The organism is Pantoea sp. CCBC3-3-1, from assembly GCF_007981265.1.
Lineage (GTDB): Bacteria > Pseudomonadota > Gammaproteobacteria > Enterobacterales > Enterobacteriaceae > Erwinia.
Map to the genome: position 1 here is coordinate 41,239 of NZ_CP034363.1, position 12,920 is coordinate 54,158.

Genomic DNA, 12,920 nt, shown 5'->3' on the forward strand with positions numbered 1-12,920 from the left:
AAATGAAAAAACTAACAACATCGCTGCTGGCTATCAGCCTGCTGACTGGCGTGCCGGCTTTCGCAGAGACGACAGCTGACGTGCCTGCTGCTATTGCCAAACACGACGGCCCAATACGCATCGCGGTTATTCGTAACCTGGGCTCAGATGACAACACGACGCAGTTTGTCGCCGGGGCTATTCAACAAGGCCGCAAGCTGGGCTTTAAGGTCAGCACTTTCCTGAGCAACGGCGATGATGCCCGTTTTCAGGACTTCGTTAACCAGGCCATCAGCCAAAAATATGACGGCATCGTGCTGTCACACGGTAAAGATCCTTACTCCACCGCGCTGGTGAAGCGTATTGCCGATGCGGGTATCAAAGTGTCGGTATTCGATACGCCGGTAAATCAGCCGGTTGAGGGTGTCACCGTCACCGCGCAGGATGACGCGTCTCTGGCTCAGCTTTCTCTGGATCAGTTAATCAAGGACAGCAACGGTAAAGCGAATATCGTTAAGCTGTGGGTTGCTGGCTTCCCGGCGATGGAACGTCGTCAGGTTGTTTACGAAAAAGTGTTGAAAGCGAATCCAGGGATCCATCAGCTGGAATCTATTGGCGCGGTATCTTCCGATGTTCAGGGTGATACAGCCAATAAAATCGGCGCCATTCTTGCCAAATACCCAAAAGGCAAAATCGATGCGATTTGGGGATCGTGGGATGCTTTCGCGCAGGGAGCGTATAAAGCGTTACAGGAGAATGGCCGTACCGAGATCAAGCTTTACAGCATTGATGTTTCCAATCAGGATCTGCAACTGATGCATCAGCAAAACAGCCCATGGAAGCAGACGGTGGCGGTAGACAGTAAGCTGATTGGCGCCATCAACATGCGTTTGGTGGCGAATAAAATCGCCGGGGTCACCACGCCAGCGACTTACCAGTTCAAAGCTGCCGCTATCTCTCAGGCGCAGCTAAACACCCAAACATCGGCTGTGAACGTCGCGACGCTGAATAAAATTATCCCGGGTTGGGGCGAGTCGACGGATTTTGTCGCGCCCTGGTTTGCTACTTTGGAAGCAAAATACGCGAAAAAATAAATTCGCCAAAATTAACAAGCCCGTTAACACGGGCTTTTTTTTATCATTAATTTCCCTCCTTGCTCCTCATGTCACCCCCTTTATTAATTTTTTATTTTACATGCATTGTTTTTTGCAATTACGCCAATCTGGCGCTATCTTTCAATGGTATTTTTTTTCGCCCAAAATGACAGGGGTTGTTTAAATTTAACATTTTTAATTTTTCAGGTAATTTTAAAATTATTTTTAAGAAATTTTAATTGAGTTAGTAGTGTAATAGTTACCCATTAATTTAAACTGTAATAAACAGGAACGTTAAGAGGGAAAGGGAGGGTTTCGGTTTTAACCAGGCTGTTGTAATGAGAGACGGGTACGGATTTTACCCAGTGAGAAATTCTGGTGGGAGCGATATGGAATAAATTCATATCGTCTTTTTCGCTTTATTTTTTATTCTATAATGGAAAAATACTCATGAAAACGACAAGGTCGAGCCTTTCTGTTGTCGTCGTTTTACTTCTCCTTTTGCTAAATCCAGACGTGTCCCAGGCCTTTACGGAAACCGTTGCTGCGGGTACGACGGTGAATGACGAAACGATTGAAAGTGATGATAACGCTGTCAGTACGCAGCAGGTTTATGGTACTGCAACAAACACCATAATCAATACCAATGGGCAGCAGGTTATCAATCCGGGTGGAACCACGAACGGCACGCAGGTTAACAGCGGTGGCACATTAACCAATAATGGCGGAGAGGATAACAATACGCTTCTCAGTTCAGGCAGCACCATGGTGCTACAAGGCAGCGCAGATGGCAGTTCCATTGCCGTTTCTCATTATGCGGTTATTGAAAGCGGAACGTCAGTTGACATTAATGCGTATGCTGAGGCTAATCACTGGACTATTAATAAAATTAATGATGACTATGTTTATCTGCGGGCAGAGACCTCCCTAATGAATGACAGCGTTATCAACGGTGGCAAGTTGTGGATTGAAAAAGGGACGTTAACAAATACGACGGTTAATGGGGGTCGGTTTGTTAATGTTGCGGGTACGGATTACAACACGGTTGTTAACGGCGGGGTATACTTTCTTGGCGGCGCCAGCGTTGCGTCATCCTACAATTTGACAATCAACAGCGACGCTTACGGTAATCTTAATTCCGGCACCGTAACCGATGCCATTATTAACGGTTCACTTATCGTCGCGCCAAATTTTGTTGAGCCCAGTATCTTGTCCTCGCTGCGGGGAAATATCGCTGTTAATAATGGCGGTAAGCTGATGATAATAACCGGTTCAGATACAGGGCTGGCTGATTATATCGTTTCTGGAACCGGAGACATTAGGCTTTCAACTAATTCTAATGTTTTAAGCACATATTTCTTTTCTTTAGGCAACGTTGTTCTGGACGGCGGTTCCGTGACATATGACAGGATGGGGTATTCCATCGCAACGCTCAGCAGCCTGTCGGGTACGGGGTCGTTGTACATGTCTACCAGCCTCGCCAGCAACGTGGGTGATTACCTGGACGTTACTGGAAATGCCAGCGGTAGCTTCAAAGTTTATATATCGGACACCGGGGTCAGTCCTGATAAGGACGATAGCCTGAAACTGATCCAAACGGGCGGCGGCGATGCGACCTTCACGCTTGCCAATACCGGCCACGTGGTAGATCTGGGAACTTATCAGTATTATCTGGTGGCAAACGGTGACGACAGCTGGTCGCTAACGCCACTAAGCCCACCCACAGAGGAAGAAGTTGCTCCTCTTCCTGACACCGATGAGGCTTCGCAAGAGACCCCGGAACCCGAAGCGGATAACGCAGAAGGTTCAGCAGAAGAGACGGATACTGCTGATGACACGGCGGCTGATTCGGATACGCCGGCTGAAGACGCAGTTGATGTCCCGGCTGGCGATACCTCCTCCGACAATCCACCGCGTTCGATTACGCCATCAACAGCGGCTGTGTTAGCCGTGGCAACGGCCGATCCGCTGATTTTCCAGCAGGAGCTGGAGACAATCCATGGCCGCCTGGCCGAAAAATCTCCGCTGGCGCATGATTCTGGCGTCTGGGGTACAGTGCGTAACAACAGACTGAGCGTCAGTGATAAAGCGGGTGCGGACTACTGGATGAGCACCAATGCGATTACGCTCGGTGCCGATCGTACCGAGCAGAGCGGCGAAGGTTTACTGACGCAGGGGGTGTTTGTCAGTCACAGTCACAGCGACATGCATTTTCGCGGTAAGGGGATTGGGGATGCCGACATTGATGCTTACGCTGGCGGAATCTATGTGGCATATCAACATGATTCCGGCTACTGGCTGGACGGCATACTGAAACTCGATCGCTTCAGGCATGATATTGATGCCCGCATGACCAGCGGTTCCGCGGCAAAAGGGCATTTCAGCACAACCGGCGTTGGTGCCGCGCTGAAAAGCGGGCACGATTTCCATCCGGGTAACGCCATCGTGACGCCTTATCTCTCGCTTACGGGCATCACAGTAAGCAGCGCCAGTCTTGCGTTAACTAACGGTATGAAAGCGCGTATTGGCTCGCAAAAATCGCTGATTGCGGCGGCCGGCATCACCACGGCTTATCCGGTGCAGATCGGCGAGGCAATCGTGCATCCTTACGCCGGAGCAAGGATTGAACGGGAAACGCTAAAAAACAATCGGGTATGGGTGAATGGCGATCGTTTTACTAACGATCTGAGCGGGACGCGAGGCGTTTATCATGCAGGCGTACGTTCGCAGCTATCGTCAACGCTGGCGATGCATGTCAACGCGGGCTATATGCAGGGGAGCCATATCGAATCGCCGTGGAGTGGAGAAGTGGGCGTAAGCTGGCAGTTCTGATCGGAATAGCGGGGAAATAACAAGCATAAGCGCAACACTTATGCTTGTTACCGTCGGGTATCAGAACGCGTTTTTCGCGAAGCCGGTCATCTCTTTCAAACCCATTTCCCGGCCCAGCGCGGTCATGGGGTGAACAACCACAATACCGCGCACGCTTTTCTTCAGTGCGCCGAGGTTAGCCTGTTCTTTTTTGGTGATAGGGCGGCTGAACGGCAACTGCTTCAGCTTTTGCGCTTCTTTGCTCAGCTTCTCTTCGCGAACATTGCGCAGACGCTCCAGCTCAATCACCAGCTTTTCTTTTTCTTTTAACAGCTCGCCCAGTTTTTCGGCTTCGCCGGATTCCAGCAGCAGCGGCTCTTTGCGCGTCAGGGCATCCAGCTTGTCGCTGAGTGATCTAATTTCTGCCTGAACTTGTTCTTTCATTGTCATTAACCGTGGAGTGATACATTGTCGCAAGGATACACGAAAGCGATGAAAAGCGGTACGCAGGCTATTTTTTGAATGCCTGCCGGATGCGGATGCGGGAGATCAGGTCGGTTAAGGAGAGCACCAGGGTAGAACGAACCACCTGTTGATAACGCTGTTGCAGCATGACGCGCAGCTCAGTATCCATATCCGTCAAATCCGGCGGTGGCGGAAGGGCAGCCACGCAGTGCAGCTCGGCGAACGGTCCCAGCAGTTCATCATCCGTAAAGCGGTATTCGCTGCCGTCATCATTTAGCGCCTCACGCAGCGCCATCAATAATTCAGCATCTTCATATTCATTTCGACTGATCACCCCAAGGCCATAGATCAGCTTCAGCCTGACCGACAGTTCACCCAGCGGGCCATTACCCAGCAGCAAAGGCTCAACGGCATACTTCACTGCGTAATCATCTTTGCGAAAGACCTGAAGCACCAGGCTGTTGACCGCTTCGCTCAGGAGATCGACGGCCGCCATTAAAAAGCTTCTGACCGTGTGTCCGGCGTTCAGGCGCTCCAGCACCCGATTTTCAAAAGCCTGGGGTTTTTCCATTGTTGCCTGCATATTAATATGCCCTGTCGGGCTCCGCCTTGAAGGACACGGCAACGCCGCGTCCTCGCTGTTCATCCATTGAAATTACATTGTTGGCATCAGGCCGCATTCCAGGCTTTCACGACTGCGGCAACCAAATCGCTGTTGGCATCAAGACCGGAAATCTGCGCCAGCGTAGCCTGCGGCCCCAGGCGGAACAGCATTTCAGCCAGCTCCTGCGCCTGAGGATCCTGCTCGCTATGATAATGCATCGCTGCGGCAATACCCGTCACCAGATGGCTATTCGGCAAATTATATTCCAGCGTGCCCAGGGTTGGCTTAATCAAACGGTCGCCCGCGCTTAGCTTACGCAGCGGCTGACGGCCAACCCGCTCAACATCATCTTTCAGGTAAGGATTTTCGAAACGACCGAGAATTTTCTGGATATAAGCAGCGTGTTTGTCCGCCTCAAAACCGTAGCGTTTGATCAGCACCGCACCGCTCTCTTCCATTGCGCCTTGCACAACTGCACGGACTTTTTCATCCAGAATCGCATCCCGAATCGTTTGGTGTCCGGCACGCTGACCCAGGTAAGCGGTAATGGCGTGGCCGGTATTCAGCGTAAACAGCTTACGTTCAACAAAGGCCATCAGATTGTCGGTCAGTTCCATTCCCGGAATAGCAGGTAACTCACCTTTAAACTGGGTTTGATCAACGATCCACTCACTGAAGGTTTCTACCGTCACTTCCAGCGGATCGGTTGTTCCGGCTTCGGATGGCGGCACAATGCGATCGACAGCGGAATCAACAAAGCCGACATTGGCTTCGGTCCAGGCGTGATACTGCTGCGGCAGCGCTTTCAGCACGTGGCCTTTCAACTGTGTGGTGCCGCGTACCATATTTTCACAGGCGATAATATTAAGCGGACGCGTGTTGCCGCTGTCGTGGCGCTGGATCAGACCTTTTGCAATGCTACCGGCAATACGTTCAAGGATCTGCGGACCCACTGCTGTAGTCACCAGATCCACTTCTGCAATCAGCGGAATGATGTCGTCGCTGGTGCTGTTGACGGCGTTGACCCCTCTGACAATATCCACCTGAGCCTGCTCGCCAACCACGTGTACCGGATATTCATGGCGGCTGTTTAGCGCATCCAAAACTACCTGATTAACATCAGCAAACGTCAGCTGGATGCCGGCGTCCGCCAGTAATTTACCAATAAAACCGCGGCCAATATTACCGGCACCAAAATGGAGAGCTTTCATAATTTTTCCCGTATCAATGAAGAGCCGGACACACCCGGCCCGAAAAAAGAGCCGGGCATGCCCGGCCCTGGGGTAATCTGTCTGCCGCCTGGTTTACGCGGGTTGTTTACCCGACAGCAGATCCAACACTTCCTGCACGTCAGTGGTGGTGGTCAGTCTGGCAATCACGCTGTCATCGTCGAGCGCGTTGGTCAGGCTGGTAATTACTTGAATGTGCTCATTATTACGAGCGGCGATACCAATGACCAGGCGGGCAACATCGTCTTCGTCTTCACCAAAGCGAACGCCTTCCGGATACTGACAGAACACAATACCGGTCTTCAGTACGCGATCTTTCGCTTCAATGGTGCCATGCGGCACGGCAATGGATTCGCCCAGGTAAGTCGGCGTCAGTTTTTCCCGATCAAGCATTGCCTGAACGTATTCTGGCTCGACATAACCGCCTTTCACCAACTGCTCGCCAGCGAAACGAATGGCCTGCTCTTTGTGGGTTGCATGGTTGCCGAGGAAGATGTTGGCAGCACTCAGTTTGAACAGATGTTCCTGACTGTCATCGTAACTGTCGCTCAGGGCCGCCGTCACTTTTTCACGATTGCCCGCGCTACGGTTTGCTTCAACCAGTCGCGAGGTAAGGTCGGTATAGAGGCCGCTGTCGAGGAAGTTAGTCAGCGAGATATGCTGCGCGTGAGGCGCCTGGCGCATCGCTCGTTCCGTGAGATCGCGATGGGTAATGACCAGATCTACATCCCCTGGCAGATTATTGATCGCCGTATTGGAGACGGAGATATTTGTCAGGCCGGCATCGTTCACTTTTTTGCGCAGTACGCCAGCACCCATTGCGCTGGAGCCCATTCCGGCATCACACGCCACAATAATTTTACGTACGTGACTCAAATCGCCGCGATCGCCGCCGGCTAAATTTGCAGGCGCGCTGCTCTGGCCTTTGGACTGTGCTTTCATCTCGTTAACGCGGCGTGCAGCGGCTTCAATATCCTCGTCTTCTTTCACCTTGCTGGTTTTCAGCAGGATGGCAGAAACGACGAAAGATACCGCGAAAGCGGCGACAATCGCTGCAATATTGGCGAAGTAAGCGCCTTTTGGCGTCATAGCCAGCACGGCAAGAATGGAGCCCGGCGAAGCAGGGGAAACCAGACCACCGTTCAGGAGTGTCAGGGTGAACACGCCGGTCATACCGCCCAGGATGACAGCGATAATCAGACGCGGATTCATCAACACGTACGGGAAATAAATTTCATGGATCCCGCCGAGGAAATGGATGATAGCCGCGCCGCCAGCGGATTGCTTAGCATTGCCACGTCCAAAGAACATATAGGCCATTAATACGCCCATGCCTGGACCCGGGTTGGCTTCAATCAGGAAGAAGATCGATTTACCGGCTTCGCTGGCCTGCTGGATACCCAGCGGCGAGAAGATGCCGTGGTTGATAGCATTATTCAGGAACAGGATTTTCGCGGGTTCAACAAAGATTGAGGTCAGCGGCAGCAGGTTATGCTGCACCATCAGGTTTACGCCTGCCGCAAGAATGTGCGACAGCACTTCCACCAGCGGTCCTATGCCCAGGAAAGCGAAGATGGCCAACAGCATGCCGATGATACCGGCCGAGAAGTTGTTAACCAGCATTTCAAAGCCGCTTTTGATTTTACCATCAACGACTTTGTCGAATTTCTTGATTGCCCAGCCGCCCAACGGGCCAACAATCATTGCACCCAGAAACATCGGCATATCTGCACCGACAATCACGCCCATGGTCGTGATGGCACCGACCACGCCGCCGCGATCGCCACCCACCAGACGTCCACCGGTATAGCCAATCAGCAGCGGCAGCAGATAAGTGATCATTGGGCCGACCAGCTTCGCCATGGTTTCGTTTGGCAGCCAGCCAGTAGGAATAAACAGCGCGGTGATAATACCCCAGGCGATAAACGCGCCAATGTTAGGCATGACCATGTTGCTCAGAAAGCGACCAAAGTTCTGTACTTTGATCTTGATATCTGATGAGGACATAAAAATACACCCCTTATAAGTACGCGCTGATTGAGAGAAGCGCGTTGATTTTTGTTCAGGACATTTCGTTCAGTATCACTGTATGCAGGCGGACTCTACCACGCGAATAGTTAGCTGCGTAGTTGTCAGATAAAGTGTGATGCATATCACTGAGTTAGGGCGAGAGAGGGGGGGTATTTGGTGACTTCGATCACAATTAATGGCAAAGAAGGAAAAATTAGCGTGAATGCGCAGCGGCAAAGTCATTATTTACGTGATGTGAATCACATAAAGCGACTCCGGTTTTTTACCTGTTACGTGACTGCTATCACAAAATATTTTCTTTCTGTTTTGGTATTTAAAAACAGCGGGCCGAAACTCTCCGGCCCGTCATCAAAAATTACTGAAAACCGCCCTGTAATGCGCTTTGCGCCTGGCCGAGCGCCTGAGCATTGGAGGAGATATTGCTCATCAGCGTATTGTACTGCGTCGCCTGCTGCTGGCTGGGGAACTGGATCGTCTGACCGTTAAACGTCACCTGTGCGCCCTGTTGTTGCAGGAAGTCACCGGTTCGTACTGCGTCCTGGCTTAGCGTCTGCAAGGTTGGCAGCAGCGGCAGCAACGAGCCCGCTGGCTGTGTCACAACTTTGTTGTAGACATTGTCATAGACCGTTTTCAACTCTTCCGGCTGCTTAAGTGCGGCCTTGCTGTTATCGGCCTGCGTTTTTGCAGCCTGGATTTGCTGAGTCAGTACGCCTAAAGAGCCACTGGCCTGACGCAGAGAATCGCGATGGGTCAGATAGTCCTGAGGTGTGCGGATTGCCGAGAGTTCATCAACAACCGGCTTCATGCCGGAATCGACAGCCCGATTAACCTGCTGAGAAAATCCGTAAATAATCGCGTAATCGCTAACATAGTTGCCGAACTTCTGTTTCTGGTCTTCACTGAGAGCGGGCAGATGTTCGCCGCTGCGCATCACGGTGTTTTGCAAGAAATCGATAAAAGCTTTGCGCTGGTCGGCTTCTTTGTCACCACAACCCGTTAGCTGAAATACCAGCAGCAGGGCCATAAAAGGCGCCAGCAGACGCGTCCAGACGCGAATCGTTCCTGTCGTCATGGGAAGTAACTCCTGTAATAGAAGGGCTTACAAGCAATAAGGGCGGCGGACGCCGCGCCTAAAGAATAGTCTAACTCGCGCGGGGAAGATACGTGAATCCGCTAAGCCTGACCTGCTTTAATACGTTCTGCCGCAATATTAATGCGCTGGCGAAGAACCTCTCGCCTGCGAAGGTTAAAAAACAAACAATAGTTCATTTTAAAAACTTAAAACACCAGCGCCTGTCCATCCTTCCGGCTTTCGGTCGCCGCAATCCAAAAACCCTGCGGATCGCGAACGATTGCCTGCGCGCCGCCGAAGCTGTAGGTTTGCAGCGGATCTTCCACCACAATCTGATGACCCATCGCCCGCAGTGCGGCAATGGTGTTGCGGTCGAGCGCGGGTTCGACAATCACTTCACGTCCTGCCACAACTCGCCAGCGCGGCGCATCAATCGCTGCCTGAGGGTTCTGCTTATGCAACATGATCCGCAACGCCATTTGTAAATGGCCCTGGGCCTGCATCGGGCCGCCCATCACGCCAAAGGACATCAGCGGCTGGCCGTCACCGTCGAGCGCGAAAGCCGGAATGATGGTATGGAATGCGCGTTTGTTCGCGGCCACTACGTTAGGATGGTTCTCTTCCAGCACAAAACCCGCACCGCGATTTTGCAGGCTGATACCGGTATCGGGCACCACGACGCCCGAGCCAAACCCCATATAATTGGACTGAATAAACGACACCACCATTCCGTTAGCATCAGCGGTGGAAAGGTAAACCGTACCGCTTTGCGTCGGCGCGCCAAAGGTAAAGTCTCCCGCCTGCTGCGGATCAATCAGCGCGGCACGCGCTTTCAGATAGTCATCGCTCAACAGCAGCTCTGCCGGAAACGCCATATGATCTTCATCGGCGATATAGCGCTCCAGATCGACCAGCGCCAGCTTCATCGCTTCGATGGAGAGATGTAGCCACTGGGTGGAGTCCGGCTCATAGCGGCCAATATCCCAGTGCTCTAAAATCCCCAACGCCATCAGCGTGGCAATCCCCTGGCCGTTAGGCGGCAGTTCCTGCACCGATCCGCCCGCAAAGGGGCGGGAAAGCAGCTGTACCCAGTCGGCGCGATGGTTCTTCAGATCTTCCAGCGTCAGCGCGGCGCCGTGCTGTTCGGCAAAGGCAGCTATCTTTTCGGCCAGTTCGCCCTGATAAAAGGCTTCGCCGTTAGTGGCGGCAATCTTTTCCAGCGTGTCGGCCTGAGCAGGATTGCGGAACAGCTCACCCACGCGCGGCGGGCGGCCTTCAGGCGCAAAGCAGGCGCTAAAACCGGGCTGATCGCGCAGCTTGTGATAGCCACGTTCCCAGAGATGACCGATCAGCGGCGACACCGGAAAACCATGGCGTGCATAGTCAATTGCAGGCTGCGCCAGCGTGGTCAACGGCAGCGTGCCAAAGCGTTCCGCCAGCTCGACCCATGCTGAAACCGCACCGGGTACGGTAACGGAATCCCAGCCAATTTCCGGCATAGCTTGCAGATGGGCGAAGGTTTCACGGGACCAGGCAGCAGGCGCGCGACCCGACGCGTTAAGCGCATGAAGTTCCCTGCCATCCCAGACAATGGCGAAAGCATCGCTGCCAATGCCGTTGCCGGTAGGCTCGACCACGGTCAGCGCAATAGCCGTTGCGATCGCCGCATCAACTGCATTGCCGCCCAGCTGAAGCATTTTGATCCCAGCCTGTGCCGCCAGCGGTTGCGAGGCTGCTACGGCATTGCGGCCCATCATCGGGACGCGATAAGAAGGGTAGCCCACGTTAAAATCACTGATTCCACTCATAGCAGTTCCTTAAGTTAATCGTTGCGCGGATCGAGCGCGTCGCGCAATCCGTCGCCCAGCAAGTTAAAGCCCTGCACGATCAGGAAAATGGCAAGGCCAGGGAAAACTGACATCCAGGGCGCCTGTTCCAGAAAGCCCTTAGCGGTATTCAGCATGGCGCCCCACGACGGATTAGGCGGCTGCTGGCCGAGGCCCAGAAACGACAGGCTGGCTTCGGTAATAATGGCAGAAGCGATAGCCAGCGTGGCCTGCACCAGGATCGGTGACATCACGTTGGGCAGCACATAACGCAATACAATCCAGCGGTCGGGCAGCCCGATCGCCTTTGCACCGTCGATATACTCCTCGTTACGGATAGCCATCACCTGGCCGCGCGTCAGGCGGGCAAAAACCGGCATCGCCGACAGGCCGATGGCAATCATCGCGTTGCCCAGGCTGGGGCCAAGAAACGCGCCCAGCGCAATCGCCAGGATCAAAAACGGGCAGGCCAGCAGCGCTTCGATAACGCGGGAAATCACGCCATCCCAAATGCCCTGCCAGTAACCGGCAATTAACCCAAGCGGCACGCCGATCAGAATAGCAATCATCACGGAAATGCAGCCAGCCAGCAGCGACGTGCGCGCGCCCCAAATCATCCGCGACAAAATATCGCGCCCCAGCTCATCGGTTCCCAGCCAGTAAAGGGCCGAAGGCGCTTTGCGTACCGCCAGGAAATTCGCTTTGATCGGATCGAAAGGGGCCAGCCAGGGAGCCAGTATGGCAATCAGCACAAACAGCGTCACGATGACCGCGCCGATCATCGCGCTTTTGTTGCCGGTAAATTTCATCAGCACCCGGTTAGCGGGTTTACGGGTTGCAGGCATCGTCAGGACTTCACTCATCGTCAGCCTCGCATTTTGGGGTTAATCAGCACGTAGAGCACATCGGCCAGCAGGTTCAGCAGCAAAAAGCCTATTGCCACCACCAGCACCACGCCCTGCACCACGGCGTAGTCACGGTTAAAAACGGCATCGACAATCATCTTGCCAAAGCCGGGAAGGGTGAAAACCTGTTCGGTCAATACCGCGCCGCCAAGCAGTTCGCCAAACAGCAAGGTGGTTAGCGTAATAATGGGTACCAGCGCATTACGGAAAGCGTGCTTCAGGATCACCCGCATCGGCAGCAGGCCTTTGGCTTTTGCCGTACGGATATAATCGGCTTTCAGCACCGCGATCATTGAAGCACGCGTATGGCGCATCAGCGTGGCCGCCAGGCCAGTCCCCAGCACCAGCGCCGGTAGCAACAGCGTTTTGATGTTTTGCGACAGGCTTTCACTTAGCGAAACGTAACCAGACGCGGGAAGCCATTGCAGATGCACGGAAAACAGCAGAATCAGCAAGATCCCCAGCCAGAAATGCGGAACGGAAATCCCGGAGAGCGCCACAAAATTGGTGGTGTGATCGATCCAGCTGTTTTTGCGTACCGCCGCGACAATGCCCATGCTGACGCCGACCAGTAGCGCCACGATCATCGCCAGCAGCGACAGCTCCAGCGTCACCGGCAGCTTGCTGGCTATCAGCGTAGTGACAGGTTCCTGCGTGCGCAGAGAAGTGCCTAAATCGCCGCGCATCGCGCTACCCAGCCAGTAAAAGTACTGCGAGGACAGCGAATCATTAAGATGATACTGCTCTCTGAGGTGCGCAATCACGGCGGGATCGCGTTCTTCGCCCGCCATCGCCAGTACCGGATCGCCCGGCAGCAGCTTCTGTAGTGAGAACACCATAATGCTCACCAGAAACAGCGTGGGGATCGCCAGCAGCAGGCGTTTAACTATCAGTTCCAGCATGG

General features: G+C 53.4%; 10 protein-coding genes. 2 read left to right on the plus strand and 8 right to left on the minus strand.

The genetic code is table 11. The features are described from left to right. Positions 1–2: 2 nt before the first annotated feature. Both EHV07_RS00170 and EHV07_RS00175 read left to right on the plus strand, forming a co-directional pair. The gene (locus EHV07_RS00170; RefSeq protein WP_147193689.1) at positions 3–1,073 is read left to right on the plus strand and encodes a sugar ABC transporter substrate-binding protein; all 1,071 of its coding nucleotides are present in this window, start codon (positions 3–5) and stop codon (positions 1,071–1,073) included. Positions 1,074–1,523: 450 nt separating this feature from the next. Further along, entirely contained in the window at positions 1,524–3,905 is a 2,382-nt protein-coding gene (locus EHV07_RS00175; protein WP_147193691.1) for an autotransporter outer membrane beta-barrel domain-containing protein, read from the plus strand. 60 nt (positions 3,906–3,965) lie between these two features. Here the strand turns inward: EHV07_RS00175 and EHV07_RS00180 are convergent, their stop codons facing one another. The 8 genes from EHV07_RS00180 to EHV07_RS00215 form a co-directional block, all read right to left on the minus strand. After that, positions 3,966–4,328 (minus strand): YibL family ribosome-associated protein, encoded by a 363-nt coding sequence (locus EHV07_RS00180; protein ID WP_147193693.1) that lies wholly within the window; start codon positions 4,326–4,328, stop codon positions 3,966–3,968. 67 nt (positions 4,329–4,395) lie between these two features. After that, on the minus strand, positions 4,396–4,995 hold the full coding sequence (locus EHV07_RS00185; protein ID WP_147193696.1) for an MltR family transcriptional regulator: 600 nt from the start codon (positions 4,993–4,995) through the stop codon (positions 4,396–4,398). A gap of 23 nt (positions 4,996–5,018) precedes the next feature. Then, the gene (gene mtlD / locus EHV07_RS00190) at positions 5,019–6,164 is read right to left on the minus strand and encodes a mannitol-1-phosphate 5-dehydrogenase (protein ID WP_147193698.1); all 1,146 of its coding nucleotides are present in this window, start codon (positions 6,162–6,164) and stop codon (positions 5,019–5,021) included. Between the two features lie 93 nt (positions 6,165–6,257). Then, positions 6,258–8,189 (minus strand): PTS mannitol transporter subunit IICBA, encoded by a 1,932-nt coding sequence (locus EHV07_RS00195; RefSeq protein ID WP_147193700.1) that lies wholly within the window; start codon positions 8,187–8,189, stop codon positions 6,258–6,260. 379 nt (positions 8,190–8,568) lie between these two features. Continuing rightward, entirely contained in the window at positions 8,569–9,285 is a 717-nt protein-coding gene (locus tag EHV07_RS00200) for a DUF3053 domain-containing protein (protein ID WP_147193702.1), read from the minus strand. Between the two features lie 206 nt (positions 9,286–9,491). After that, positions 9,492–11,093 (minus strand): gamma-glutamyltransferase family protein, encoded by a 1,602-nt coding sequence (locus EHV07_RS00205; protein WP_147193704.1) that lies wholly within the window; start codon positions 11,091–11,093, stop codon positions 9,492–9,494. A gap of 14 nt (positions 11,094–11,107) precedes the next feature. After that, positions 11,108–11,974: an ABC transporter permease gene (locus EHV07_RS00210; protein ID WP_147193706.1), complete on the minus strand. Its 867-nt coding sequence runs from the start codon at positions 11,972–11,974 to the stop codon at positions 11,108–11,110. 2 nt (positions 11,975–11,976) lie between these two features. Then, a complete protein-coding gene (locus EHV07_RS00215) occupies positions 11,977–12,918 on the minus strand; it encodes an ABC transporter permease (RefSeq protein ID WP_147193708.1) in 942 nt (313 codons plus the stop codon). Between the last annotated feature and the right edge of the window lie 2 nt (positions 12,919–12,920).